Genomic DNA, 25,425 nt, shown 5'->3' on the forward strand with positions numbered 1-25,425 from the left:
CGACCCCCACCCCGCTCCATCACCTATCCGACATCCGAGCCCACCGATCCGGTTCCGGTACCACGGCGCGGATCGGATCAGCCGCGGATGCCCCGCGGGCACCGGGGACGCGGTGGCCCGCCGGGTCAGGAGCCCGACCCGGCGGAGCCGGTCATCAGAGGTGAACCACCGAGCGGGCGCCCTCGCCGCGGGCCATCCGGTCGAAGGCGGCCGGGACGTCGGCCAGCCCGATCCGGTCGGTGATCAGGTGGTCGAGGGACAACCGGCCGTTCAGCACGTCGCGCGCCAGGGCGGGCACCGCGATGTCCGGGTCCGCCTGGCCGTACACGGAGGCCCGCAGGGTCCGCGCCGACGAGAAGATGTCCAGGGCGGCGAGCTGCACCATGTCGTCGGCCGCACCCATGCCGACCACGGTGACCTGGCCGCCGCGCCGGGTGGCCCGCCACGCCGCGCGGATCGTCGAGGCGCGGCCGACGCATTCGATGGCGTGGTCGGCACCGCGGCCCTCGGTGCGCACCCGGATGTCCTTGGACAGCGCGTCCGAGGAGACCACGAAGTCGGTGGCGCCGGCCGCTTCGGCCAGGCCCTTCTTCGCCTCGGTCACGTCGACCGCGATGACCTGCGCCGCGCCGGCCGCCCGGGCCGCGGCCACCACCGACAGGCCGACCCCGCCGAGGCCGATGACCAGCACCGATTCGCCGGGCTGCACGTTCGCGGTGTTGCGGACCGCGCCGGATCCGGTGAGCACCGAACACCCGAGGAGGGCGGCGACCTCGAAATCCAACTGCGGCGGTACGCGGATGACGGCGTTCTCCGGGGCGACCACCTGCTCGGCGAACGCACCCAGCCCCAGGCACACGTGCACGGGGGCGCCGTCGAGGGTGATCCCGTTCTCCAGGGCGGCGACCCCGGAGGAGGTGGCGCACAGCCACGGCTGCCCGTGCGCGCAGAACCAGCAGGTCCGGCACGGCGGCTGCCAGTTGAGCACCACGTGGTCGCCGACCGCGGCCCGGGTGACGTGCTCGCCGACCTCGACCACCTCGCCGGCCGCCTCGTGCCCGAGGACCAGCGGGTGCGGCGGCCGCAGCGTGCCGTTGATCATGGAGAGGTCGGAGTGGCAGACCCCGGCCGCCCGGACCCGGACCCGCACCTGGCCGGGCCCGATCTCGGGAAGCCGCAGCTCCGCGACGCTCGCCGGGGCGCCGGCCGCCGTCACGACCAGACCGGAGATGTGGTGGCTCACCGCTGGACCGCCTTCACCTGCTGGAACTCCTCCAGGCCGAACCGGCCCAGTTCCCGGCCGACACCGGACTGCTTGTAGCCGCCGAACGGGGCGAGCGGGTTGAACGAGCCGCCGTTGACGTCGACGGCGCCGGTGCGGATCCGCCGGGCCACCGCGAGCGCCCGCTCGTCGCTGCCCCAGACCCCCCCGGCCAGGCCGTACTTCGAGTTGTTGGCGATCGCCACGGCCTGGTCGTCGCTGTCGAACGGGATGATCGACAGCACCGGGCCGAAGATCTCCTCCTGGGCGAGCTCGCTGTCCGGGTCGACGTCGGCGAAGACGGTCGGCGCCACGAAGTGCCCGGTGCCGGGCACCGGCGCGGCCGGGCCGCCGGCCACCAGCCGGGCGTCGGCACGGTCGATGAATCCGCGTACGCGGTCCTTCTGCGCCGCCGAGACCAGCGGACCGAGCCGGGTGGCCGGGTCGAACGGGTCGCCGGTGACGTAACCGACCGCGGTCTTGGCGGCGAGCGCCACCGCTTCGTCGTAGTGCGCGCGGTGCACCAGCATCCGGGTCCACGCGGTGCACGTCTGCCCGGAGTTCAGCAACGCGTTGCCCACCCCGACCTTGACCGCCTTGACCAGGTCGGCGTCCTCCAGGATCACGTTGGCCGACTTGCCACCGAGCTCCAGCGAGACCTTCGCGATCCGGTCGGCCGCGGCGTGGCTGATCGCGCGGCCGGTCGCGGTGGAGCCGGTGAACGAGATCATGTCGACGTCCGGGTGCCCGGCGATCGCCGCGCCGACCACCGGGCCGGTGCCCGTGACCAGGTTGAGCACGCCGGCCGGCAGCCCGGCCTCGTGGGCGGCGTCGAACAGCAGGTACGCCACCAGCGGGGTGAGCTCGCTGGGTTTGAGCACCACGGTGCAGCCGGCCGCCAGGGCCGCACCGACCTTCGCGACGACCTGGTGCAGCGGGTAGTTCCACGGGGTGATCGCGCCGACCACGCCGGCCGCCTCGCGCAGGATCAGCGAGTTGCCGATCGTCTCCGGCTCGACCGGGCGGGACGCCGCGTCGGCGTACCCCCGCAGGACGGTGAGCGGCAGGCCGGCCTGGACCGCCTGCGCGATCTTGAGCGGGGTGCCGAGTTCGAGGCCGACGGTGCGGGCGATCTCGCCGGCCCGGGCGGCGAGGGCCCGGTGCAGCCGGTCGAGGGCGGCGCCGCGCTCGGTCATCGGCAGCCCGGCCCAGCCGTCGAAGGCCCGGCGGGCGGCGGCGACCGCGAGGTCCACGTCCGCGGCGGTGCCGGCCGGGACGTGCCCGATCACCTGCTCGGTGTACGGGTTCTCCACCTCGATCCGGTCGCCCGCCGCCGGCGGCACCCAGGCACCGCCGATGTAGAGCTGTTCCCGGAATTCCGACGTCATCGGCGTACTCCCTGGTCGTAGTGGTCGGACAGGCCGGCGATGAGCACGTCCAGCCCGAGTTCGAAAGCGCCCTCGTCGACCACCGCGCGGTGGGCCGCCAGCTCGTGGGCGCGGTGCAGGTGCGGATAGTGGTCGTAGAGCGCCGGGTCGACCGCGAAGCCCATCGCGAAGGAGCCGAGCGCCGACCCGGTGATCAGATATCGCATCAGCGCGCCGATGTGGGTGGCCCGTGAACGGGACCAGCCGGCGTCGAGCAGCGCGCCGTAGACCGCTTCGGCCATCGCCAGCCCGTGCGGGCGCCGGCCGGGCCCGGTGGCCAGCACCGGGACGATGTTGGGGTGGGCGGTCAGCACCGCGTGGTACGACTTCGCCCACAGCCGCAGCCCGTCGCGCCAGTCGCAACCGGCGAACACCCCGATGTCCACCTGGGCGACCACCGCCTCGGCGACCGCGTCGACGATCTCGGCCTTGGTGGCGAAGTGGTTGTAGAGCGACGGGCCCTGCACCCCGAGCTCGGTGGCCAGCCGCCGCATCGACAGTGCCTCCAGGCCCTCCGCGTCGATCAGCGCCGCCGCGGCCTCGACGATGCGCTCACGGGTCAGGAGCGCCTGCCGGGGCCGAGCCATATGGCAACTCCCTGGAAATCCGGAATCAACACTGGACGCGCAAAAACTTACGCCGCTAGTTTATGCGCAAGCTGCGACCTACATCACTCGGAGGCGATCTGCATGACGACTCTGTCCCTGGCCACCGTTCTGGCCGAGAGCGCCCGCCGGTACCCGGAGAAGGTCGCGATCGTCGACGCGGGCGCCCGGATCACCTACCGCGAGCTCTGGGACCAGACCCGGGCGTACGCGGCCGGCCTGCGCGAGCTGGGCGTCGGCGCCGGCTCCACGGTCGCCGTGATGATCCCGAACGTGGCCGACTTCCCCCGGGTCTACTACGCGGCGCTGGCCGTGGGCGCCCGGGTGGTGCCGGTCTCGCTGCTGCTGCAGCCGGCGGAGGTGGCCTACGTGCTGTCCGACAGCCAGGCCGACCTGCTCGTCACCCACTCGGCGTTCCTGCAGGTGGGCGCGGCCGCGGCGCAGCTGTCCGGGACCCGCCTGGCGAACGTCGGTCCGCTGCCGGCCGAGCTGCCGACGCTGCCCGAGCGGCTGGAGGAGGTGTCCGCCCGGGTCCCGGCGCTGCACACCTACGTGACCCGGCAGGCCGAGGACGTCGCGGTGATCCTGTACACCAGCGGCACCACCGGCAAGCCGAAGGGCGCCCTGCTCAGTCACCTCAACCTGGTGATGAACGCGACCGTCAACGTGTTCGACGTGCACCCGATCACCGGCGACGACGTGGTGCTCGGCTGCCTGCCACTGTTCCACACGTTCGGCCAGACGGTCGGGATGAACGCGACGTTCCGCCTCGGCGGCACCCTGGTGCTGCTCCCCCGGTTCACCGGCGAGGCGGCGATCGAGCTGATGCTGCGGGAGAACGTGGCGATCTTCCACGGCGTCCCGACCATGTACATCGGGCTGCTGGAGGCCGCCGCGAAGGCGGAGCGGCTGCCGAAACTCAAGCTCTGCGTCTCCGGCGGGGCGTCGCTGCCGGTGGCCGTGCTGGAGCGGTTCGCCGAGACGTTCGGGTCGCACATCTTCGAGGGCTACGGTCTCTCCGAGACCTCGCCCACGGCGACCACCAACCAGCCGGCGTACGGGGCGAAGGCCGGCACCGTGGGCCATCCCATCTGGGGCGTCGAGGTGGAGATCGCCCGCCCGGAGGTACCCGAGCGGATCGAGTTCCTGCCGACCGGTGAGCTGGGCGAGATCGTGATCCGCGGGCACAACGTCTTCGCCGGATACCTGAACCGCCCGGAGGCGACCGCCGAGGCGATCGTCGACGGCTGGTTCCGCACCGGTGACCTGGGCACCCGGGACGAGGACGGGTTCATCAGCATCGTCGACCGGACCAAGGATCTGATCATCCGCGGCGGCTTCAACGTCTACCCGCGCGAGGTGGAGGAGGTGCTGGCCCGGCACCCGGCGATCCAGCAGGTCGCGGTGATCGGGGTGGCCGACGACACGCACGGCGAGGAGATCTGCGCGGTGGTGGTGCGGGAAGACGGCGGCCTGACCGAGCAAGAGCTGATCGACTGGTCGCGGGAGCGCCTGGGCAAGCACAAGTACCCGAGGCAGGTCCGGTTCGCCGAGTCGCTCCCGCTCGGGCCCAGCATGAAGGTGCTCAAGCGGGAGCTGCGCAAGCAGTATTCGCATAAACAGCAGGGCAACGCCGTCTAGTCCATCAGAGCGGGAAGTTCTGCGACAATCGGCACGTCGGCGGGCAGCCACGGCACGCTGCCCAGTTCGTCCACGGTCAGCCAGCGCAGGTCGGCGTGCTCGAGTGCCTCGGGCACGCCGCCGTCGAGCACCTCGGCGGCGAACACCCGCAGCACGGCCCGGCCGTGGGCCAGCGGCACGTCGGGGCCGACCCGCGCGCCGACCTCGACGGTGATGCCGAGCTCCTCGCGGCACTCCCGGGCCAGCGCCGCCTCGTCGGTCTCGCCCCGTTCGACCTTGCCGCCGGGGAACTCCCATTTTCCGGCCGCCTCGGGCGGGCTGCGGCGCTGGCAGGCGAGCACCCGCCCGCCCACGATGATCACTGCCGCCACAATCACCCTGGGTGACGGCGGGGACTTGACGTACTGTTCCGACGGCATGAGATCCAAGATCGCACAAAACTCCGCCGATCAGGTTGCCCGAGCCGCCCCGATCGTCCCCCAAACGCGGATATGTGGGCGTGGACATCACTGTCTCAACGGACGAGACTGGGCCTACCGACCATGACGACACGGCGACAGTTCGGCCACAAGCCGGCAACAACGCTTTGGGGGGTGCGGCCATGCGGGCTAGGAAACGCCGGACCAGTACCGGCTCCGACTATCTGAGTGACGCCCTCGCGTTGCTCGGCGGGTGGACCCGGGACGGGGTGCAACTGCGCCGCGATCTCGCGTGCGACGACAGCGAGCACGCCGCGCTGACCGAGCGGATCAAGGTGGCGGCCGACACCCTCGCGATCCGCCCGAGGATCCGGCGGGTCGACGGGCACACCCAGATCTGCCTGGGTGACCGCGACGGCGAGGCACTCACCGACGGTGAGGTCACCCTGGCCGCCCGGATCGAGGATTTCTACCGCACCGTGGTCGGCCACGCGTAGCCCGGCCCGGCTACGCTGCGCCGCATGGCAGACGTGATCTACGACAACAAGAGCCAGCTCGAGCAGGTCCAGAGCGGACTGCTCGAGGGCGAGACCATCATCGCGGTCTACGACGCGATCGGCGTCGGCACCGGCTTCCTCGGCCTGACCACCCGCCGGATCATCCTGCAGGACAAGTCGTTCGTCGGTAAGAAGTTCGCGATCACCAGCATCCCGTACAGCAAGGTCAGCTCGGTGAGCGTGGTCAGCAACAAGAGCTGGGCCGGCCAGTTCTTCTCCAGCGGCGAGATCGCGATCACGGTGGGCCAGCACGTCTACGAGGTCGAGTTCCGCGGCTCGGACAAGGCCCACCACGCGCACAACCTGATCCTCAGCCTCGCCTCCTGACCCCTCACGACGGCCTGCCGACCGCCTGCGTCAGATCCCAGACGTACCGGCGGCCGGCCGGCCTCTCGTCGCGCCACACCACCTCCCAGCGGCCGGACGGGTCGCGCACCGGCTCGCTGAGCACGCCGTACCCCTGCCGCTCCTTGACGCTCGGCGGCTGATCGTTGTCCGGGAACGTGAACGTGATCGCGAAGCGGGTGAACGCGGACGGCGTGCCGCTCGCCGTCGGCAGCCGGTCCTCCCAGGTCAGCTGGTCCCAGCCGCGCTCGCGCAGCGGCCGCCAGAGCCCGCGCGGCCGGTACTCCACCTGCCACTCGGTCGGCGTGGTCATCGCCGGGTCGAAGATCATCCACACGCGCAGCGTCCGGGTCTGCTCCAGCGGCAGCGCGGTGATCGTCCCGAACGTCTCCCGGCTGGCCTTGAACGCGATGTCGTCGAGCCGGATCATCCGCTCCTCGTCGGTCGGCACGATCGGCCGCATGGTCCGGTGCGTGACCAGCGGCTCCGGGGTGGTCACCCGCTTCTCCACGATCCGGTCGCTGTCGTCGTCGGCGCCGACCGCCACCAGCACCTCCAAGGTCTCCAGGAACAGCGGCTTCTCCCGCTCACTGATCCGCTGGATGGCGTCGAGATAGTGCTGGTGACCGGCCCGCTGCAGGGTGAGTGCCTGCGTCGCGTCGAGCAGTTCGGCGCGCAGTTGGCGGATCTTGAGCACGAAGGCGATCTGCCAGAACCAGACCACGAAGTAGAGCAGGCAGGCGAGGAAGACGGCGGTGAGCGCCCACCGACCGGTCCGGCCGGAGATGCCGGCCAACTGGGCGACGCCGGAGGCCGCACCGAGGAGCGCGCACAGCAGGCCCCAGGTGCCCCCGAACACGGTTCGATACTTGGCCGGCATCGTCAGCATCATCCCGATGATGGACGATCAAGCCCGCCAGACAAATCCCGAAAAAGAGTGACGTTGCCCGATCTGGGGCGACTGTTCGACCGATGTTCGACAGCCGTACGGGGGAGCCGGCATGCCAGAACGGCCACCGGGCGAACGGTTACCCGCGAGTAACCATTGCTGGTCTCACCCGGCTCGCCGCATGCTTCTCCGGGAAAGTTCCACCAAAGCCTATCGATGCCCCTGACCCCCGGAGGCGATCACCGGTGCTGGCCCATCTGCAGAAACCGCTGACCCGGACACCGAGCGGCATGCTGCTCGGCGCCGACCTCGCTCCGGCGCCGGCGGGCGGCGGAGGGGAGGGGGGTCAGCCGCACCGGCTGGCCCTGCTGCTCGGGGCGAACGCGGTCTACGCGGTGGCCCTGCTGCTCTCGGCCGTGCTGGTCGGGCTGGCCACCGTCGCGCTGTCCTGACCCCCACCCCGGACGGGTCAGAAACTGCCGCCCTCGCCGCCACGCTTCGCGATCGGCCTCATCGGTCTCCCTCTGGTGTTGACTCCGCAGCAGACAACGGAATCGACCGTTGTCCGGTTGTGGTCCACCCGCAGTTTATGCCGATCGGTGACGATATTCCGGGAGAACGCGGGTGGGCAGTGGCGTCTCGGTCACGGTGCCCGCGGCGGTGCGCTGCACGGCGTACCCGCGTGGTCCTGCACGGTCCGCCACCACCTCCTGCAGTGACGTGCCCCGATACACCAAGCCGGCACCCTCGTCGGTGGCGAAGCCGTCCGGCAGGGTGCCGTCGGCGATCAGCTCGTGCATCTTCGGCCGGCGCTCCCCCTCGGCGTCGTAATGCACACCATTGCTGTACGGCAGCCAGCCCAGTCCGTCGGTGAACGCGCGCAGCCGCAATCCGAAACTGTCCGTGGTGCCGCCGGTGTGCCAGCAGATCGAGCCGGCCGACGAGCCACTGAGCACCACTCCGGCCTGCCACGCCTCGTACAGGATCTCGTCGAGCCCGTGCACCCGCCAGAGCGCGACCAGGTTCGCCACGCTGCCGCCGTCCACCCAGATCACGTCCTGCGCGAGCAGATGGGCACGGATGTCCTCGACATTCGGCATCGGGAACAACTGCAGGTGCGACATCGTGAACGCGGTGGAAGCGAAAGCCGAGTAGAACGCGCCGATCCGCGCTTCCGGGTCGCCCAGCGCCTGAGCCAGCACGCAGATCCGCGGATCGGCGCCCGCATTCGCCAGCTCGGCCGCGAAATGGTGGACCCGGCCGGGACGGATGTCGAAGCCGCCGAGCGGGCCGCGTTCGAACCCGGCGCTGGTGGCGAGAATGGTGGGGACGTCAGCGGTCACCGCAACATCATCGCGCACGCCTCGGTGGTCTCCAGGACGAGATCGGCGGCGATGTCGATGGCCAGTGTCAGATGCAGCGGATCGTTGTTGATCGCGGCGAAGGCGGCGTCCACCCGGTCGGCGAACTGCGCCGGCGCGCCGGGCAGCCGGCCGGCCGCCGCCACCGCGCCCTTCTCGTTGATCAGCCACTGGCCGGCCGCCCCGTGCAGCGCGTGCGCACACACCCCGACCAACCGGAACAGGCAGCCGGCCACGTAGCTGGTGTCCAGCCGACCGACCCCCTTGCGAGCCAGCCCGACCAGGAAGTCGGCCTCCCACAACCCGGCCACCAGGGCCTCGGCCAGCGGCCTCGGGAAAACCGACACGCGGCGTCGCAGCGCGGCCAGCTCCCCTGTCGGATCGGCGAGGATCCGGCCCAGGGCCAATTCGCCGGCGTACGCATGATCCGGCACCCCGAGTGGGTGGCCGCCCTGCGCGTGGAACTCGTAGCGCCCCTGCTCGGCCTCGGCCCAGCAGGCGTGCACCCGGTCCAGGTCCCGATAGATCCAGTCGACCGGATGATCGCCGATCCGCAGCCAGCCGCCGCCGTCCACCCACGGCCCCCACTCGCCGGGCGCGGTGACCCGGGCCCGGTCGCCGGCCACCTCGACCGCCAGCTCGCCGAGCCGGACGGTGTCGAACGGGGCCCGGTAGTACAGGCCGAGATCGGTGTCGGACTCCGGCGAGTGGGTCTGCCGGGCACGGCTGCCCCCGAGCACGACCCCGACCACGCCCGGAACGGTGGTCAGGCGCTGCGCCATCTCGGTCAGCTCGGCGTCGGTGAGTGCCATGCCGCCAACCCTATGACCTCTAGCAGGCCGTGGCGGGCTCCAGCCGCACGTCGAGCAATGCCGAGTCCTCCGCGACCGGCGGCACGTCCGGTTCCGGGGGCACCGGCGCCGCGCTCGGGCACGCGGACCGGCCCAGCGGCACGCACAGGTCGAACGCACCGGAGCAGTCCTGGGTGCCCAGGACCACCACCCGGGGCTGCGGCTGCCGGGTGACCGTGGTGTCCAGCAGCCGCCGCCCGGTCGGCCGCCCGTCGGTCAGCGTGACCAGGTAGCGGACCTTCTCCTCGCCGGGCGCGCCGGGCGACTGCAGCCGGTGGAAGCCCTGGGGCAGCGTGTCGTCGCGCACCACCCGGGTGCGGAACGGCACGGGCCGGATCTCGGTGTCGGTCCGGGTGGTCACCACCGGCTTCGCCCGGCCGGTCACGGTGGGCTTCGGAGCCACCCGCGGGGACCGGGTGCCGGTCCGGTCGGCCGGGTCCTCGGCGCGCGCCCGCTGCAGCTCGGCACCGGTCGCGACCGGGAGCTGGGTGGCGGTCGGGGCCACTCCCGGCGGCGCGGGCGGCGCCGGCAGGTGGGTGCGCCGCAGCGGCAGCGGCTCGGCGGCCGCCGCCTCCCGGCTGACGACCTCCGGGTCGTCCTGCAGGTGCGCGGCGCCCGGGTCGCCGGCCAGTGTCTGCTCGGCGCTCTCGGCGGACTGCCCGTCGTTGCCGTTCAGCACGGCGGCGCCGGCCAACCCACCACTGACCAGCGCGAGCAGCGCTGACGTGCCGGCGATCATGCGGACGCCGAAGGGCAGGCGGGCCCACCAAGACTTTCGTGGCATTTCGAGCAGATGCTGCCATGAGTCACTAGTTGTCTGGTTTTGCACCAAAGCATTGTGTCTTGTCCGGAAGCCGAGGCAAGCACATGACGGTCCCCCGAAAAGCTGACCCGCAGTGCCCGTCACGCTCCTGGCGCGTTCCCCCTACGGGCCGGTGTCTGCACACCGGTCGCAAGGTCAACGGGATGCGCCACCGCCGTACGATCACAGGCATGCCTGCGACCACCGGACATCTCGTACCGTTGAGCCCGGCGGAGGAAGCGGCGATGCGCGCGCTCGGCCGGTTCCTCCTCGTCGTGCCGCGGGCACTCGACGCCGACCTGATGCGCGAACAGCGCATGTCGGCCAGCGAATACTCGGTGCTGCGGCACCTGTCCGAAACCGACGACCAGCGGATGCGGATGAGCGAACTCGCCGCCGCCTGCGACATGTCGCTCAGCGGCATGACCCGGCTCGCCGCGAAACTCGAATCCCTCGGCTACGTCAAGCGGATCCGCTGCGAGGAGGACGCCCGCGGCGCCAACGCCGTCCTCACCCCGGCCGGCCTGGCCCGCCTGCGCGAGGCTTGGCCCACCCACCTGGCCAGCGTGCGCCGGCACATCTTCGATCACCTCGGCGACCTGGACCTGACGAAGCTGGCGGCCGCGTTCTCGGCGATGGCGACCGAGATCTGACCGGGCTCTCTCAGATCAGCCGTTCGAAGCATCGGCTGATCGTGGAACCCACATACCTGCCGTACAACGGGATCTCCCGGTAGCCCTCACGCTGGTAGAAGCGGATCGCGTCGGGCTGCTCCGTCCCGGTCTCCAGCCGCACCGTCGTCCAGCCGCGCCGGCGGGCGGCGTCCTCCAGCGCCCGCAGGATCGCGGTCGCGACACCGGAACCACGGCTGCCCGGCGCGACGTACATCCGCTTCACCTCGACGCTGTGCTCGTCGAGCCGGCGCAGCGCACCGCAACCGACCGCCGCGTCGCCGTCGACCGCGACCAGGAACACGTCGATCTCGTCAGCGGCCGGCGCGCCGCCCGGCTCGTGGTCGTCACTGCCGTACCGGGCGTCCAGCTCGGCGCGCTGCGCCAGCCGCAGCGCCGCCCCGGCCGGGTCGTCCCACGCGCGTTCCTCGATCGTCCAGCCCATGACCGCTCTCCCGCCCCGTTTCTCGCGGCCCGGTCAGCGCAACGCCGGGAAGATCGTGCCGGCCACCACCGCGCCCGCCAGCGCACCGACCATCACCTGGGCCGGCGTGTGCGCGGCCAGCCGCACCCGGGCCCACCCGCCGAGCAGCACCAGCGGCGCCCCGGCCAGCACCACCGGCCCGTACACCGCGGTCAGCGTAGCCAGCGCCCCGGCCGCCACCCCGGCATGGATCGACATCTTCCACCAGTGCGTCACCAGCGCGAACACGACCAGCCCGGCGGCGCCCGCCATCAGCAGCGCCAGCACCTCCCGCGGCGCCCCGAGCAGCACGAGAACGATCAACCCCACCCCGAGCGACACGATCCCGAACAGCAACGGCACCCGCCGATCCGCCCGGTCCGGGATGTGGTGGTCGGTCAGCCGTCCGGTCCGCACCCCGTGCAGCACATAGCCCAGCGGGATCACCGCCGCGAAGATCGCCCCCGGCAGTCCCCACCACCGCGACACCCCGGGCGTCTGCCCGGCATGCCACCCCACCACCATCAGCAGCGCCGCCACCAGCACCGCCGGCGCCAGCACCTCCGACACGATCCGAGCCACCCGCTCCCCGGCGTTGATCATCCCGCCATTCTGGCAGCCCCGCCCACCCCACCCGGCTCAGCGCCGCGCGGGCGCCGTGCGAACCATCCGCCACCACCTTCACCGAACGGGACACCGCTTAGACAAGCGCCTATGACCCATCGGGTGATCGGCGATCCACGAATGGCAGAGACCGGCCCGCCAGGCCCTACGGTTTCCGCATGCAGGGCGGAATCAGGCGACACGCACCCGCTGGGCGCACTTGCTACGGTGGCGACATGAGCACGGTGCCCGAGTGGATGCGTCCACCTCGCCCGGAGGGATGGCTCGCCGACGACCTCGACCACCTCCCCGAGGTGCCGCGACACACCGAGCTCATCGACGGGGCCCTCGTCTTCATGATGTCCCCTCAGCGGATCTGGCACGCTCGACTCATCACCGCACTGGTCAACGTTCTCTCGGACCAGACACCGGCCGGCATCGGGGCAGAGCGGGAAATCACGATCCGGCTCGACGAACTGAATCGCCCCGAGCCCGACATTCTCATCACCACCGGCCCCTATGACTGGAACAGCACCTTTTTGACGCCCGACCAGGTGCTTCTGGTGGGCGAGGTGGTCTCCCCCGAATCGGCATACCGAGATCGGACGGTCAAGCTCCGCAAATACGCGGAGGCCGGCATCGCGCACTACTGGCTCGTCGAGGAAGAAGACGGGTCACCGGTCGTCTACGCGTATGACCGCGACAATGCGACCGGCTTGTACGCCCTGACCGAGGTCCACCGCCACAAACTGCACACCATGGCGCCCTTCCCGATCACGTTGGACCTGGATCGCCTGGTCGCCGGCCGCTCGAGCTGACCAGAGCCACAAACACGAACGGCCGGACGCCCACAGCGCCGACCCCGACGAGTTCCTCGAGGGTCACCCGGGAGCGTCATCGGACGGCCAGGCTGGACGTAAGGCAACCGTGATCAGATCGCCTTCGCCGATCCCTGCCGCCGACCGGACAGCGTCCTTGAGCGGGACGAGGTAGCGGCCGTTCTTGGGAAAGAGCGCCGTCCGGAACGCCGTGTCCCCGATGACGACGTGCACCGGGATCTGACCCCAGTAGATCAGCGAGCGGGCCTCATCCTTGAGCTCGGCGCTGTCCGACTCGGGCATGGCCACGAAGAAGAACGGCGCCGGCCCGCGCCACTCGAAGATCTCGCCGTCGAAGACCCATTCCATCGGATCAGACGTTGAACCTGAACTCGACGACGTCGCCGTCCTTCATGATGTAGTCCTTGCCCTCCATGCGGACCTTGCCGGCGGCCTTGGCCGCGGACATCGAGCCGGCCGCCATCAGGTCGTCGTAGCTGACGATCTCGGCCTTGATGAAGCCGCGCTGGAAGTCGGAGTGGATGACGCCGGCGGCCTCCGGGGCGGTGGCGCCGACCGGGACCGTCCAGGCGCGCGCCTCCTTCGGGCCGGCGGTCAGGTAGGTCTGCAGGCCCAGGGTCTCGAAGCCGACCCGGATCAGCCGGTTCAGCCCGGGCTCGGACTGGCCGGTGGACTGCAGCAGCTCCAGGGCCTCCGCCTCGTCGAGCTCGATCAGCTCGGACTCGATCTTCGCGTCCATGAAGACCGCTTCGGCCGGGGCGACCAGGGCGCGCAGCTCGTCGAGGAAGCTCTCGTTGCCGAGCTCGGCTTCGTCGACGTTGAAGACGTACAGGAACGGCTTGGTGGTGAGCAGGTGCAGCTCGCCGAGCAGGTCGAGGTCGATGCCCGCCGCCGTGGCGCCCTGGTAGAGCGTGACGCCGTCGTTGAGCAGTTGGAACGCCGCCTCGGCGGCGGCCACCGCGGCGGCCTTCTCCTTCTTGAGCTTGGCCTCCTTCTGCAGGCGCGGCAGCGCCTTCTCGACCGTCTGCAGGTCGGCCAGGATCAGCTCGGTGTTGATCGTCTCGATGTCGTCGGCCGGTGACACCTTGCCGTCGACGTGCAGCACGTTCGGGTCGGAGAACGCGCGGACCACCTGGCAGATCGCCGACGCGTCGCGGATGTTCGCGAGGAACGCGTTGCCCCGGCCCTGCCCCTTCGACGCGCCCCGGACCAGGCCCGCGATGTCGACGAAGCTCACCGGCGCCGGCAGGATCTTCTCACTGCCGAACAGCTCGGCGAGCTTTCCCAGTCGCTCGTCGGGCAGCCCGACCACGCCGACGTTGGGCTCGATCGTCGCGAACGGGTAGTTCGCGGCGAGCACGTCGTTCTTGGTCAGGGCGTTGAACAGGGTGCTCTTGCCGACGTTGGGCAGGCCGACGATTCCGATGGTGAGGCTCACGGAACGCCAGTCTACGCAAGCCTCATCGGAAGAACTTCCGCAGTTCGGCAGCCACCAGCGCGGGCCGGCCGCTGTTGTCGGCGGCGAAATGCCCGACACCGGTCAAGGTCACCCGGCAGACCCGCGGCAGCACCGGCTCCAGACCGTTCAGGACGGATCGCAGGTACGCGGGTGAACGGTCGCCGCCGAGCAGCAACGTGTCCGCCGGGACAGCGGAATACGTGCTCAGCGGGCCGGCCGCGTCCTCGACCACGGCCGCGTCCAGCCGCATCGTCGGCACCAGCGCGGCGATGTCCGGATTCCGCACGGCCAACCCGGCGAGCGGCAGCATCGCGGCCCGGGGCACATACCGCGCGCCGCCGGTGCCCTTGACGACCGTGGTGAACGCGGCCGCGGTGCGTCCCCGGGCCAGCTCCGCCTCGTACCGGGAAAGCCAGGCGACCGGGTCGTGCCCGCCGTGCTTGAGCGGCGGCTCGTAGAGCGCCAGCCGCTCGATCGGCAGCTCGAGCGCCGCCCGAAGCGCCACCACCGCCCCGGAACTGAGCCCGAACACGTTGCGCGCGCCGGTCTCGCCGAGGACCGCACCCAGATCGTCGATCTCGGCGCGCAGCCCGTGCCCCGCCACGGCCGGTCCGCTGAGTGCCCGGCCGCGCCGATCCGGGACGTACACGGTGAAGTCGCCGGCCAGCGCGCCGGCCAGCTTCGTGAAGTTCGCCGAGGTCTGCAGTCCGCCGTGCAGCAGCACGACCTTGGGGCCACCGTCACCGAAGGTCCGCCACCGGATGTCCGTGCTCACCAAAGCCTCCATGTCGTCAACCGTAGTTGACAGCACGGCCGGCGTCAACCGCAGTTGACATCGGGAGGACCGGTGGTGCTCACCGCGTACACCCCATCGACGGCGGCAACCGGCAGCGGCCGGTGACCGGTCCGCGAACCGTGATGTCCGAAAGCCGCCAGCCGAAGCCCCGGCGGACAGAGCAGACTCGGGGCATGGAGCTGGACTTCGAGCGTTGCTACCGCGCCGTCGACAGCCGTGACCAGCGGTTCGACGGATGCTTCTACACCGCCGTGCGGACCACCGGGATCTATTGCCGGCCCTCCTGCCCGGCCGTCACACCTAAACGAGAAAACGTGACATTCTTCGTGAGTGCCGCGGCAGCGCAACGCGGCGGATTCCGGGCATGCCGCCGATGCCGGCCCGACGCGGCACCCGGATCGCCTGACTGGGACGTGCGCGCCGACACCGTCGGCCGCGCGATGCGCCTCATCGGCGACGGCGTCGTCGACCGGGAAGGCGTCGGCGGACTCGCCACCCGGCTCGGCTACACCGAGCGGCACCTCAACCGGATGCTCACCGCGGAACTCGGCGCCGGACCGCTCGCCCTCGCCCGCGCCCAACGGGCACAGACCGCGCGGATCCTGGTGGAAACGACCGACCTCGGACTCGCGGACATCGCCTTCGCGGCCGGATTCGGCAGCGTGCGGCAATTCAACGACACGATGCTCGAGGTGTACGCGCAATCGCCGAGCCGCATCCGCGAAAAGCGACCCGTGGCCCGCGGGGAAGCCGGCGTCATCAACCTGCGGCTGGCATATCGGGCGCCGCTGCACTCGGCGTCGCTGCTCGCCTTCCTCGGGGCACGAACACTGCCGGGAGTGGACGAGATCGTCGACGGAGGATACCGGCGGGGGCTGACCCTGCCGCACGGAACAGGAGACGTGGTGCTGCGGCCCGGAGACAGATGGGTCTTCGCGACACTGCGACTCGGCGATGTGCGGGATCTGGCGCCGGCGGTGGCGCGGTGCCGGCGGCTGTTCGATCTGGACGCGGATCCGGATGCGGTGGACGGGATGCTGGCAGCCGATCCGGGGCTGGAACAGGTGGTGCGGGAAGAGCCTGGGGTGCGGGTGCCTCGGGCGGTGGACGGGTTCGAGATGGCTGTTCGGGCGGTGGTGGGGCAGCAGGTGAGTGTGGCTGGGGCTCGGGGGATTCTGGGGAGGTTGGTGCGGGCGGCTGCCGGGGGTTCGGGGGGTTCGGGGAGTTCTGGGGGGCTCGGAGACTCCGGCCCTTCGGGCCCCGCCCCCGCCCCCGCCGCCACCACCGATCTGACCGGATTCCCCACCCCGGCCACCATCGCCGCACTCCCCGACGCGGCCTTCGGCATGCCCGCCGCCCGCCGGGCCACCCTCCGCGCCCTGGCCACCGCCGTAGCCTCCGGCCACCTGGACCTGAACCCCACCGCCGACCGCGACGAAACCACCGCCCGTCTGCTGGCTATCCCCGGCATCGGCCCGTGGACCGCCGGTTACATCGCCATGCGCGCTCTCGGCGACCCCGACGTCTTCCTCCCCACCGACCTGGCCGCCCGTCGCGGAGCCGCCGCTTTGCACCTCCCCGATTCCGCCGGGTCCCTGAGCGTGCACGCCGAGCGCTGGCGCCCCTGGCGCTCGTACGCCTTGATCCGTCTGTGGCGGGCCGCCTGAACGCTACGCCTCTCCGCGCCCCTCAACCCGGGTTGTCCACAGCCCTCCCCCGTTGTCCACAGGCCACCGCGCCGTCCCGCTTTTCCTGCCACGCTGTCCCTCTGATCCAAGGAGCTGATCACCATGTTGCGGTTTTCCACGATGGACACCCCGCCCGGCCCGTTCACCCTGGTCGTCGCGGATTCAGGTGCCGTCCGCGCCGCCGGTTTCACCGTCGATGTCCCGGCCCTGATCCGTCTGATCGATCCGGCCCTGGTGGAGCCCGCCGAGCCTGCCGACGATGTCGGCCCGGCGCAGGCCGCGGTCCGTGCCTATTTCGCCGGCGACCTTCCGGCTCTGGACACGGTCGCGGTCGAGCAGCGCACCGGCGGCGTGTTCCTGGCGCACGCCTGGCGGGTGATGCGCGACATCAAGCCGGGTGATCCGGTGACGTATGCGGACTATGCCGTGTTGGCGGGCCGTCCGGCGGCGATCCGCGCGGCGGCCGCCGCGTGTGCGCGGAATGCGGTCGCGTTGATCGTCCCGTGTCATCGGGTGTTGCGGACGGATGGTTCGTTGGGTGGTTACCGGTGGGGTCTGCCGGTGAAGTCGTGGCTTCTGGAGCACGAGTCGTCGGCGTGACTCCGGGGTGGCGCCGGGCCCGCACACTGACGGCGTGGGGCTGCCTCGGTGTGCGGTCTGTGGCCGGCTGATGACGCTGACCGGCTTCGTCACGCCCAACGGTGAGTTGATCTGTCATCGGCATGCTCATGAGCAGCCGTCGACGTGTTGTGGTCTGCCGGCTGATCCGACGCTGGCCGCGGAGCGTCCGTTGTGTCCGCGGTGCGCGGCGACGGCGGTGCGTACGCAGCAGGATGTGCGGCGGGTGTTGCCGCCGATCGCGGCGCGGTTGCGGGCGTTGTCGATCTGGACGACGAAGCCGGTGCGGGTGCGTCTGGTGCCGGTGGCCGAGTTGCAGGCGGATTGGCACGGGTCGGGTGCATTGCTCGGCGGGACGGTGTGTGTGGGTTCCGAGGTGGTCGATCTGATGGTCGTCCGGGATCTGCCGCTGGTGCGTTTCGGCGCGGTGGTCGCGCATGAGGTGATGCACGCCTATCTGGTGCAGCACGGTTTCGGGGAGTTGCCGCCGCCGGTCGAGGAGGGTCTGTGCGAGTTGCTGGCGCATGCCTGGTTGAAGGGGGAGCCGGGTGCGCCGGCGGAGTGGGAACGCCGCCGGATCATGGACAACCCGGATCCGGTGTACGGCAATGGGTTCCGGGCTGCCCGGCAGGCCGCGCTGCGGGTCGGTGGGGTGAGCCGGATGCTGGCGCATGTCCGCCGTTATGGCGATCTGCCGTGAGGAAGTTGCCGTGATCGACGACCGTACTCTCGCGTCGGTTTTCTATCTGTTGGTCAATGTGTCGTATTCGATGGCCCCACCGCACACGAAATGACGGCGGCGCGGACGGGTCTGCCGCCGGTGGATCTGACGGCGCGGCTGGGTCTGGTCCGGGCGGTGGCCGCGGCGTACACGATGAAGCATGCCCAGAATGTCGTGGTCGGCGACATCTCCGGGCGCAACGTCCTCTACGACACGGATCCGCGGCACTGGTGGTCGATGTGGACAGTGTCCGGGTGATGGGCAGTCGCGCGGTTTCGGCAGGCAGCCGCACACACCGGACTGGCAGCCGCCGGAGGCCTTGGCGGCGAGCGAGGAACTGGCCCGGCTGAATCCGGCCGACGACGATGCGCGGCAGCTGACGACGAGCGGGACCAGGTCGTCGGCGCCGGTGTGCAGCTCGACGCTCCAGCGGACCGCCGCGGTCAGCTCGACGCCGCCGGTGAGCTGCGTGGACAGGTGCGCCAGGAGCAGGTCGGCGGTGGCCCGAGCTTTGCGGGCAGGCTGGTCGAGACGTCGCACAGCACGTACAGCGGCTGGATCGTCATCGGCGCCTCCGGGCACCGAGACTAGCCTGACCCGTCCTGTTGGGAGGGTTGTCCACAGGCGGGAAATTGCCTGGCCGGCCCGATCGCGGCGCCCCTAGGCTGGCCGCATGACTGATACGGGAACGGGCCGCCCGGGCCTACCCGAGCGGCCGTCGCTGGACGGGCTCGAGGACCGCTGGGCGCCGCGCTGGCAGGAGGAGGGTACTTACACGTTCGACCGGTCGAGGGAGCGGTCGGACGTGTTCGCCATCGACACCCCTCCGCCGACCGTATCGGGTGCGTTGCACGTCGGGCACGTCTTCTCGTTCACCCACACCGACACGGTCGCGCGGTTCCAGCGGATGCGCGGCAAGACGGTCTTCTATCCGATGGGCTGGGACGACAACGGCCTGCCCACCGAGCGGCGGGTCCAGCACCGCTACGGGGTCCGCTGCGATCCGGCGCTGCCCTACGACCCGGCCTGGCAGCCGCCGGAGGCTCCGGCCGACCCGCCGGTCGCGATCTCCCGGCGCAACTTCGTCGAGTTGTGCTCGCGGATGACCGCTGCCGACGAGCAGGCCTACGAGGCGATCTGGCGGCGGCTCGGCCTCTCCGTCGACTGGGGACTGACGTATACGACGATCGGCGACCGGGCGCGCGCCGTCTCGCAGCGAGCCTTCCTGGCTGCCCTGGCCCGCGGTCAGGCCTATGCGGCGCAGGCTCCGACGCTGTGGGACGCCGGTTTCCAGACCGCGGTCGCCCAGGCCGAGCTGGAGGATCGGGAGCGACCCGGCGCCTTCCACACGCTGCGCTTCGCTGGGCCGGACGGGCCGATCGAGGTCGACACGACCCGGCCGGAGCTGCTGCCGGCCTGCGTCGCGCTCGTCCATCACCCCGGTGACCAGCGGTTCGCCCACCTGACCGCGGCCCGGTCGCCGCTGTTCGGGGTCGAGGTCCCGGTCCTGGCGCATCCGCTGGCCGAGCCGGAGCGGGGCACCGGGATCGCGATGATCTGCACGTTCGGCGACCTGACCGACGTCACCTGGTGGCGCGATCTGGGCCTGGGCACCCGGGTCGTCGTCGGCCGGGACGGGCGGTTCCTGCGCGATGCGCCGTCCGGTGTCCCGGCCGGGGTGTACGCCGCGCTGGCCGGGCGGACCGTGGAGGCGGCCCGGCGGGAAACGGTCCGGTTGCTGCGCGCGTCGGGTGATCTGCTCGGTGAGCCGCGGCCGATCACGCATCCGGTCAAGTTCTACGAGCGAGGCGACCGGCCGCTGGAGATCGTCACCAGCCGGCAGTGGTTCCTGCGCAACGGCGGGCGCGACCCGCTGCTGCGCGAGCGGATGCTGGCCCGGGGCCGGGAGTTGCGCTGGGTTCCGGAGCACATGCGCCACCGGTATGAGCACTGGGTGACCGGGCTGACCGGGGACTGGCTGATCAGCCGGCAGCGGTTCTTCGGCGTCCCGTTCCCGCTCTGGTACCGGCTCGACGACGCTGGCGAGCCGGACTACGACCAGCTTCTCATACCGGACGATTCGGCACTGCCGGTCGACCCGACTTCGGACTGTCCGCCCGGATTCGACGAGTCGGCGCGGGGCCGGCCGGGCGGCTTCACCGCGGATCCGGACGTGATGGACACCTGGGCGACGTCGTCGCTCACCCCGCAGATCGCCGGCGGCTGGAGCGTCGACGACGACCTGTACTCCCGGGTCTTCCCGATGGACCTGCGACCACAGGGCCAGGAGATCATCCGGACATGGCTGTTCGGCACGGTGCTGCGCGCCGAGCAGCAGGACGGCGTGCTGCCCTGGCACACCGCGGTCCTGTCCGGCTGGGTCCTCGACCCCGACCACAAGAAGATGTCCAGTTCCCGGGGCCGGGCGGTGCCGGCCGGGCCGCCGCTGGCGGAGTTCGGCGCGGACGCGATGCGCTACTGGGCGGCCAGCGGCCGGCCCGGGGCGGACATCGCCTACGAGCCGGGCCAGCTGCGGATCGGCCGGCGGCTGGCGACCAAGCTGCTCAACGCGTCGAAATTCGCGCTCCGCCTGGGCGCGTCCGACGCGCTGCGGCAGCCGGTCACCGAGCCGCTCGACCGGGCGATGCTGGGCCGGCTGGCCGAGGTGGTCATCGCGGCCACCGAGGCGTTCGACCGGTTCCAGCACTCGGAGGCGCTGCAGGCGGTCGAGACGTTCTTCTGGACGTTCTGCGACGACTACATCGAGCTGGTCAAGAGCCGGGCGTACGGGTCCGGCCCGGCCGCCGGCTCGGCGCACGCCGCGCTGGCCACCGGGCTGTCCGTCCAACTCCGGCTGTTCGCCCCGTTCCTGCCGTATGTGACGGAGGAGGTCTGGTCGTGGTGGCGTTACGGATCGGTCCACCGATCGACCTGGCCCACCCGGTATGAGCTGACCCGGGTCGCGCCGGACAGCGAGCCGGCCCTGCTCGACCTGGCCGGCGACGCGCTGCGGCAGGTCCGCAAGGCGAAATCGGACCGCCGGCTGTCGATGCGGGCCGACGTGCCGCTGGCCGAGGCGCTCGGCCCGGCCGCCCTGCTCGATCGGCTGGAGCTGATCGGCGGGGACGTCCGGGCCGCCGGGCGGATCGCCAAGCTCGACCTGCTCCGGGACCGGACCCCGGAGCTGGTCATCGCCTGCGCCTTCTGAAAGCGCCGTCCACCAGCGGAGGGAGTCAGAGAGTGATCACGGTTCCGGTGTGGCGGGCCCGCTCGGCGGCCCACACGACGCGGTGGCTGTCCAGGCTGGCGGCCGCACCGGAGCCGAGATACGACTCGTCGCGGGTCCGCACCGCGGTCAGGAACGCCGCGACCAGGCCGGCGTCGCCGCCACCGTGGCCACCGGCCGCGGTGCCGCCGGCGCCGGCCGGCACCGGGATCACCCGCTCGCTGCCGTCCCGGAAATCGGTGAGGGTCAGCGTCCGCCCGTCCCCTTCGAGGCTGCCGTGACTGCCGAAGATCCGCGTTCGCCGGTAACCGTCGGACGGCGAGAAAGCGGTCATGGTCAGCGTCGCGGTCGCTCCGCCGGCGAACTCGAAGTTCACCACCTGGTGGTCCACCACGTCGTTGTCGCAGCGGTACACGCAGCGTCCGTACGGTCCGGTGCGCAGCGCGTGCAGCACCCCGGCCTCGGTGGCGTCCGAGGTCACCGGCCCCAGCGGCCACCGCTCGGTCTTCGGGTCGCCGAGGCAGCCGAGATAGAGGCGCTTCGCCGAGTATGGGCATTCCCGCTCCACCGCGCAGTCCACACACCGGTCCGCGGCCCCGGCCGGCTGACGGTCCGGCCGGAAATGGGCGAGCCCACCGAACGACGACACCCGGGCCACGCCGTCCCCGACCACGTGCATGATCCAGTCCACGTCGTGGCAGGCCTTGGTCAGCAGCATCGGCCCGGAACCCGCCTCGGAACGCCAGTTGCCCCGCACATAGGCGTGCGCCTGGTGCCACCAGCCGACCGGCTCCAGGTGCTGCACGTTGATCACGTCGCCGAGCGCGCCGTCGCGGATCAGCTCGCGGATCATCGCGGTGTACGGGGTGTACCGCAGCACGTGGCACACCCCGAAGATCCGCCCACTGGCCAGCGCCGCGTCGGCGATCCGCCGGGCGCTCGCCTCGGAGGGCGCCATCGGCTTCTCCAGCAGCACGTCGTAACCGTGCCCGAGCAGCGCCACCGCCGGCGCCTCGTGCAACCGGTCCTGGGTCGCCACGATCACCGCGTCGGCCACCCGCGGCCCGGCCAGCAGGCCCGTCCAGTCCCGGTGGACCCGGTCCGCCGGCAGGCCGAACTCCGCCGCGAAACGTTCCCGCCGCTCGTCGTCGGGCTCGGCGACCGCCACCACCCGGGCCCGGCCGCTGTCCGCGGCCACCCGCGCGTACATGCCGCCGCGGCTGCCGGCGCCCACCACCGCGACGCTGACCGACTCCGTCATTCGCCCTCCCCGTTCGCCATCGGTAACGGCGGGCCCGCCCGGCCGGCGGCAAAAGCCGCGATCCCGGGAGCGGAACCCGTGGTCCGGTCCACCATAGGAAGCATGCCGATCGCACCGGAGCAGGTCGAGGCCCCGGCCGAGGACGCCGTGTTGTTCCGGTCGTCGCCGGCCCGCACGTTCCTCGCGGTGTTCGCCGTGCTCATGCTGTCGTACCTGGTGGTCTCCCCGATCGTGGGGCGGATCGCGCGGGGCGGCGGTGATCCCTGGTGGGTCACCACGCTGCAGGCGGTAGTCGTCGGCGCGGCGGTCGCCGGGTTCTATGCATTGTCAGCGCGCTCGGCGCTGACCACCTGGGTGCGGGTCTCGGCCGGCGGGCTGGAACTCGCCGCGCAGGGCAGCGATCCGGTGCTGCTCGCCTGGGAGGACATCGCCGCGGTGACGGTGCGCCGCAGCGGCCTGCGAACCGTGCTGGAGGTGACCCCGGTCGACATGGACGCGGTGCACCCGGTGCAGGGCTCGGGGGCGGGCTGGCCGCAGCAGACGGTGACCGCGCGCGGCCCGGCGTTCGCCGCCGACCTCACCCAGATCTGGCCGAGTCCGCGGGCGCTGCGCCACGAGCTCACCCGCCGCCTGCACCCTTACCCCCGGCCGGCCCCGCTCCACCCCGAACAACCCTGGTAGCAGCCCGCTAAACGCCGGCGGTCCGGTCGCGGTCCTCCCGCTGCCGGACCGCGATGGCGCCGGTACGCCGACAGCACGCCGGCCGCTCCTGCGGAACTCGCCGCCGAGCCTCGTCAGCCTGCCGCACGCACCGATCAGCGGCCCCGTCGATCCCCGGACCGGCCGCCGCACTCCGCGATCAGCGCCCCGTCGATCCCCGGACCGGCTGTCGCACTCAGCGATCAGCGCCGCGCCCGGGCGGGCCGCCGCGTCGGTGGGGTCAGAAGTCGCCGCCGCCGCCGAAATCGCCGCCGCCGAAGTCACCGCCGCCCCAGTCGCCGCCGCCGAAGTCACCGCCGATGTCGTTGCCGCCCAGGTCGCCGAGGCCGTTCGCGTCGCCGAAGTCGTTGCCCGCCAGCAGGCCGTCCTGATATCCGTCGGCGTACCCGACGTCGCCGAAGGACGGCGAGAACAGCGCGTCGAAGATCAGCATGCCGCCGAGCACCCCGGCGCCGGTGCCGAGCGCGGTCTTCCAGACCGGTGTCGAATACCAACCGGCCGGGACCGGACGGCCCTGCACCCGGCCACCCGGGTAGTAGTACGGGGTTTCCGGGCCCGGCTGCGGCCCCGCCCGGTAAGCGTGGCCCTGCACGCTGACCTCGCGCTCCTGGGTGAGCTGCCCGGTGCCCCGCGAGGCGGCCAGCGGCGGCAGGTCGGGGCCCGGGTCGAGGCCCATCGCGACGCGGGCGGCCCGCACATAGGCCAGACCCTCCAGCGCGGACTCGCGGGCCAGCTCGAACTGCCGCACCGAGGTGGCCTGCTGCAACTGGCCGCCGGCCGCGTTGTAGCGCTCGCCGGCGTCGGCCAGGGCCTGCCGCGCGGCCGGCTCGTCGGCGTGCAGGTTCATCATCTGGCCGCCGAGCCGCTCGTACCACCGCTGCGCGTCGGCACGGGCATCCGCGAGCTGGGTCTGCTGATTTCTTGCCCCGCCACGCTGGGTGGCGACGACGACCAGGGCGACGATCGCGACGATGGCCAGGATGAGCAACACGCCGTTCATGTTTTCCAAAGTACCCGCGGTGGTCTTGTCGTACCCTTCTGGCAATCTGCGGTGGTGACGTACTCGACGCTCGCTGTGATCCTGATCTGCCTCGCGGCGGGCGGCGCCCTGGGCTGGCTCGCCGCCCGGGCGCGGGCCGCCACCGACATCGCCCGGCTGGAGGCCACGGTCGCCGCTGCCCGCGATGGTGAGCAGCGGCTGGAACAGTCGATGCGGGCGCTGTCCTATGAGGCGACCGCCCAGTCGCAGGAGGCGGTGGCCCGCGCGGTCGCCCCGCTGCAGGACACGCTGCGACGCTACGAGCAGCGGGTCGCCGACCTGGAACGCGAGCGGGTCGACGCGTATGCCGAGCTCCGCGAGCAGGTGCGGGCGATGGGCGTGGTCTCCACCGAGCTGCGCGGCGAGACCCGGCAACTGGTCTCGGCGCTGCGCACCCCGCAGGTTCGCGGCCGCTGGGGCGAGCACCAGCTGCGCCGGATCGTCGAGGCGGCCGGCCTGCTGGAGCACTGCGACTTCGCCGAGCAGGTCACCGCCGAGACCGACCGTCAGGGGGTGCGGCCCGACCTGGTGGTCCGGCTGCACGGCGGCCGCACCGTGGTGGTCGACGCCAAGGCGCCGCTGGAGGGCTATCTGTCCGCCATGGAGGCCCGCGACGAACGTGACCGGGATCTCCACCTCGACCAGCACGCCCGGCATCTACGAGCGCATGTGGACGCCCTGTCGGCCAAGGAGTACTGGTCGGCCTTCCCCTCCACCCCGGACTTCGTGGTGCTGTTCGTCCCGGCCGACCCGTTCCTGGACGCCGCCCTGCAGCGCGACCCGGTCCTGATGGAGTATGCGTTCCGCCGCGACGTCGTGCTGGCCACGCCGGCCACGCTGATCGCGATGCTGCGCACCGTCGCGTTCTCCTGGCGGCAGGAGACGCTGACCGGCAACGCGGTCGCCGTGCACACGCTGGCCCGCGAGCTCTACGGCCGGCTGTCGACGCTGGGCGACCACGTGAGCCGCCTGGGCGTCTCCCTCAACGGGGCGGTCAGCGCGTACAACAAGGCAATCGGCTCTTTGGAGTCCAGAGTCCTGGTCAGCGCACGCAAGCTGGCCGAGATGGGGGTTTCCGACGAGGATCTGCCGCAGCCGCCCCAGATCGAGGTGGCCCCGCGGCAGCCCCAGGCCCCGGAGCTCAGCTGACCGCCGTGCTCCGG

At 71.6% G+C, this 25,425-nt stretch carries 29 protein-coding genes; 14 read left to right on the forward strand and 15 right to left on the reverse strand.

The genetic code is table 11. The annotated features are described in order from the left end of the window. Positions 1 to 154: 154 nt before the first annotated feature. From ACSP50_RS37795 to ACSP50_RS37805, 3 genes are read right to left on the reverse strand one after another with little or no spacing between them, the layout of a single operon-like run. A complete protein-coding gene (locus ACSP50_RS37795; protein WP_014694610.1) occupies positions 155 to 1,243 on the reverse strand; it encodes an alcohol dehydrogenase catalytic domain-containing protein in 1,089 nt (362 codons plus the stop codon). After that, positions 1,240 to 2,649, reverse strand: coding sequence for an aldehyde dehydrogenase family protein (locus tag ACSP50_RS37800; protein ID WP_014694611.1), 1,410 nt, complete (start codon positions 2,647 to 2,649; stop codon positions 1,240 to 1,242). Before ACSP50_RS37800 ends, ACSP50_RS37795 begins: the two co-directional genes overlap by 4 nt. Further along, positions 2,646 to 3,275 carry a TetR/AcrR family transcriptional regulator gene (locus ACSP50_RS37805; protein WP_014694612.1) on the reverse strand — a complete coding sequence of 210 codons (630 nt, stop codon included), beginning with the start codon at positions 3,273 to 3,275 and terminating at the stop codon, positions 2,646 to 2,648. Before ACSP50_RS37805 ends, ACSP50_RS37800 begins: the two co-directional genes overlap by 4 nt. Before the next feature lie 102 nt (positions 3,276 to 3,377). Here ACSP50_RS37805 and ACSP50_RS37810 point away from each other — a divergent pair, with 102 nt between their 5' ends. Further along, positions 3,378 to 4,934 carry a long-chain fatty acid--CoA ligase gene (locus ACSP50_RS37810; RefSeq protein ID WP_014694613.1) on the forward strand — a complete coding sequence of 519 codons (1,557 nt, stop codon included), beginning with the start codon at positions 3,378 to 3,380 and terminating at the stop codon, positions 4,932 to 4,934. Here ACSP50_RS37810 and ACSP50_RS37815 read toward each other — a convergent pair. After that, complete coding sequence (locus ACSP50_RS37815; RefSeq protein WP_014694614.1) at positions 4,931 to 5,353, reverse strand: (deoxy)nucleoside triphosphate pyrophosphohydrolase; 423 nt, start codon at positions 5,351 to 5,353, stop codon at positions 4,931 to 4,933. The two genes, ACSP50_RS37810 and ACSP50_RS37815, sit on opposite strands and share 4 nt — an antisense overlap. 182 nt (positions 5,354 to 5,535) lie before the next feature. Between ACSP50_RS37815 and ACSP50_RS37820 the strand changes: the two genes are divergently transcribed. Both ACSP50_RS37820 and ACSP50_RS37825 read left to right on the forward strand, forming a co-directional pair. Beyond that, positions 5,536 to 5,850 (forward strand): 4a-hydroxytetrahydrobiopterin dehydratase, encoded by a 315-nt coding sequence (locus ACSP50_RS37820; protein ID WP_014694615.1) that lies wholly within the window; start codon positions 5,536 to 5,538, stop codon positions 5,848 to 5,850. 24 nt (positions 5,851 to 5,874) lie between these two features. After that, a complete protein-coding gene (locus ACSP50_RS37825) occupies positions 5,875 to 6,237 on the forward strand; it encodes a PH domain-containing protein (protein ID WP_014694616.1) in 363 nt (120 codons plus the stop codon). Between the two features lie 4 nt (positions 6,238 to 6,241). Here the strand turns inward: ACSP50_RS37825 and ACSP50_RS37830 are convergent, their stop codons facing one another. After that, complete coding sequence (locus tag ACSP50_RS37830) at positions 6,242 to 7,144, reverse strand: hypothetical protein (RefSeq protein WP_231956799.1); 903 nt, start codon at positions 7,142 to 7,144, stop codon at positions 6,242 to 6,244. Between the two features lie 245 nt (positions 7,145 to 7,389). Between ACSP50_RS37830 and ACSP50_RS37835 the strand changes: the two genes are divergently transcribed. Continuing rightward, the gene (locus tag ACSP50_RS37835) at positions 7,390 to 7,596 is read left to right on the forward strand and encodes a hypothetical protein (RefSeq protein ID WP_014694618.1); all 207 of its coding nucleotides are present in this window, start codon (positions 7,390 to 7,392) and stop codon (positions 7,594 to 7,596) included. A 135-nt stretch (positions 7,597 to 7,731) separates the two neighbouring features. On the opposite strand, the gene ACSP50_RS37840 is transcribed toward ACSP50_RS37835, so the two are convergent. Genes ACSP50_RS37840 through ACSP50_RS37850 form a run of 3 tightly spaced genes read right to left on the reverse strand, consistent with a single transcriptional unit; the run spans position 7,732 to position 10,140 of the window. Further along, positions 7,732 to 8,487, reverse strand: coding sequence for a peptidase E (locus ACSP50_RS37840; protein ID WP_014694619.1), 756 nt, complete (start codon positions 8,485 to 8,487; stop codon positions 7,732 to 7,734). Then, complete coding sequence (locus ACSP50_RS37845) at positions 8,484 to 9,317, reverse strand: nucleotidyltransferase domain-containing protein (RefSeq protein ID WP_014694620.1); 834 nt, start codon at positions 9,315 to 9,317, stop codon at positions 8,484 to 8,486. The genes ACSP50_RS37840 and ACSP50_RS37845 overlap by 4 nt, the downstream gene beginning before the upstream one ends. A 19-nt stretch (positions 9,318 to 9,336) precedes the next feature. Continuing rightward, positions 9,337 to 10,140: a G5 domain-containing protein gene (locus ACSP50_RS37850; protein WP_014694621.1), complete on the reverse strand. Its 804-nt coding sequence runs from the start codon at positions 10,138 to 10,140 to the stop codon at positions 9,337 to 9,339. A 209-nt stretch (positions 10,141 to 10,349) separates the two neighbouring features. Between ACSP50_RS37850 and ACSP50_RS37855 the strand changes: the two genes are divergently transcribed. Further along, positions 10,350 to 10,811, forward strand: coding sequence for a MarR family winged helix-turn-helix transcriptional regulator (locus ACSP50_RS37855; protein WP_043512968.1), 462 nt, complete (start codon positions 10,350 to 10,352; stop codon positions 10,809 to 10,811). Positions 10,812 to 10,821: 10 nt separating this feature from the next. On the opposite strand, the gene ACSP50_RS37860 is transcribed toward ACSP50_RS37855, so the two are convergent. Continuing rightward, positions 10,822 to 11,274 carry a GNAT family N-acetyltransferase gene (locus tag ACSP50_RS37860; protein WP_014694623.1) on the reverse strand — a complete coding sequence of 151 codons (453 nt, stop codon included), beginning with the start codon at positions 11,272 to 11,274 and terminating at the stop codon, positions 10,822 to 10,824. Positions 11,275 to 11,307: 33 nt separating this feature from the next. Continuing rightward, positions 11,308 to 11,895 carry a hypothetical protein gene (locus tag ACSP50_RS37865; protein ID WP_014694624.1) on the reverse strand — a complete coding sequence of 196 codons (588 nt, stop codon included), beginning with the start codon at positions 11,893 to 11,895 and terminating at the stop codon, positions 11,308 to 11,310. Between the two features lie 236 nt (positions 11,896 to 12,131). Between ACSP50_RS37865 and ACSP50_RS37870 the strand changes: the two genes are divergently transcribed. Then, positions 12,132 to 12,713: a Uma2 family endonuclease gene (locus ACSP50_RS37870; protein ID WP_014694625.1), complete on the forward strand. Its 582-nt coding sequence runs from the start codon at positions 12,132 to 12,134 to the stop codon at positions 12,711 to 12,713. A 63-nt stretch (positions 12,714 to 12,776) separates the two neighbouring features. Here the strand turns inward: ACSP50_RS37870 and ACSP50_RS37875 are convergent, their stop codons facing one another. The 3 genes from ACSP50_RS37875 to ACSP50_RS37885 are packed head-to-tail and all read right to left on the reverse strand — an operon-like array spanning position 12,777 to position 14,980. Further along, positions 12,777 to 13,082 (reverse strand): DUF1905 domain-containing protein, encoded by a 306-nt coding sequence (locus ACSP50_RS37875; RefSeq protein WP_014694626.1) that lies wholly within the window; start codon positions 13,080 to 13,082, stop codon positions 12,777 to 12,779. A 4-nt stretch (positions 13,083 to 13,086) separates the two neighbouring features. Continuing rightward, the gene (gene ychF / locus ACSP50_RS37880) at positions 13,087 to 14,172 is read right to left on the reverse strand and encodes a redox-regulated ATPase YchF (protein WP_014694627.1); all 1,086 of its coding nucleotides are present in this window, start codon (positions 14,170 to 14,172) and stop codon (positions 13,087 to 13,089) included. 22 nt (positions 14,173 to 14,194) lie between these two features. Next, positions 14,195 to 14,980 (reverse strand): alpha/beta fold hydrolase, encoded by a 786-nt coding sequence (locus ACSP50_RS37885; RefSeq protein ID WP_043512972.1) that lies wholly within the window; start codon positions 14,978 to 14,980, stop codon positions 14,195 to 14,197. Between the two features lie 182 nt (positions 14,981 to 15,162). Between ACSP50_RS37885 and ACSP50_RS37890 the strand changes: the two genes are divergently transcribed. From ACSP50_RS37890 to valS, 6 genes are all read left to right on the forward strand, one after another. After that, a complete protein-coding gene (locus ACSP50_RS37890; protein ID WP_014694629.1) occupies positions 15,163 to 16,656 on the forward strand; it encodes a DNA-3-methyladenine glycosylase 2 family protein in 1,494 nt (497 codons plus the stop codon). Positions 16,657 to 16,773: 117 nt separating this feature from the next. Further along, on the forward strand, positions 16,774 to 17,277 hold the full coding sequence (locus tag ACSP50_RS37895) for a methylated-DNA--[protein]-cysteine S-methyltransferase (RefSeq protein ID WP_369793980.1): 504 nt from the start codon (positions 16,774 to 16,776) through the stop codon (positions 17,275 to 17,277). A 34-nt stretch (positions 17,278 to 17,311) separates the two neighbouring features. Further along, positions 17,312 to 17,995, forward strand: coding sequence for a protein DA1 (locus ACSP50_RS37900; RefSeq protein ID WP_099343950.1), 684 nt, complete (start codon positions 17,312 to 17,314; stop codon positions 17,993 to 17,995). Between the two features lie 90 nt (positions 17,996 to 18,085). After that, positions 18,086 to 18,274 carry a hypothetical protein gene (locus ACSP50_RS37905; protein WP_014694633.1) on the forward strand — a complete coding sequence of 63 codons (189 nt, stop codon included), beginning with the start codon at positions 18,086 to 18,088 and terminating at the stop codon, positions 18,272 to 18,274. Between the two features lie 153 nt (positions 18,275 to 18,427). Next, positions 18,428 to 18,607, forward strand: coding sequence for a hypothetical protein (locus ACSP50_RS37910; protein ID WP_043512976.1), 180 nt, complete (start codon positions 18,428 to 18,430; stop codon positions 18,605 to 18,607). A gap of 82 nt (positions 18,608 to 18,689) precedes the next feature. Then, a complete protein-coding gene (gene valS, locus ACSP50_RS37915; RefSeq protein ID WP_014694634.1) occupies positions 18,690 to 21,224 on the forward strand; it encodes a valine--tRNA ligase in 2,535 nt (844 codons plus the stop codon). 25 nt (positions 21,225 to 21,249) lie between these two features. Here the strand turns inward: valS and ACSP50_RS37920 are convergent, their stop codons facing one another. Further along, on the reverse strand, positions 21,250 to 22,503 hold the full coding sequence (locus ACSP50_RS37920; protein ID WP_014694635.1) for a Gfo/Idh/MocA family protein: 1,254 nt from the start codon (positions 22,501 to 22,503) through the stop codon (positions 21,250 to 21,252). 102 nt (positions 22,504 to 22,605) lie between these two features. Here ACSP50_RS37920 and ACSP50_RS37925 point away from each other — a divergent pair, with 102 nt between their 5' ends. Then, positions 22,606 to 23,184, forward strand: a complete 579-nt coding sequence (locus ACSP50_RS37925) for a hypothetical protein (RefSeq protein ID WP_043512979.1) — start codon at positions 22,606 to 22,608, stop codon at positions 23,182 to 23,184. Between the two features lie 259 nt (positions 23,185 to 23,443). Here the strand turns inward: ACSP50_RS37925 and ACSP50_RS37930 are convergent, their stop codons facing one another. Continuing rightward, the gene (locus tag ACSP50_RS37930) at positions 23,444 to 24,223 is read right to left on the reverse strand and encodes a hypothetical protein (protein ID WP_014694637.1); all 780 of its coding nucleotides are present in this window, start codon (positions 24,221 to 24,223) and stop codon (positions 23,444 to 23,446) included. Positions 24,224 to 24,277: 54 nt separating this feature from the next. Here ACSP50_RS37930 and ACSP50_RS37935 point away from each other — a divergent pair, with 54 nt between their 5' ends. Continuing rightward, complete coding sequence (locus ACSP50_RS37935; RefSeq protein WP_043516319.1) at positions 24,278 to 25,411, forward strand: DNA recombination protein RmuC; 1,134 nt, start codon at positions 24,278 to 24,280, stop codon at positions 25,409 to 25,411. Positions 25,412 to 25,425 lie beyond the last annotated feature (14 nt).

Source organism: Actinoplanes sp. SE50/110, from assembly GCF_900119315.1.
Taxonomy (GTDB): Bacteria; Actinomycetota; Actinomycetes; order Mycobacteriales; family Micromonosporaceae; genus Actinoplanes.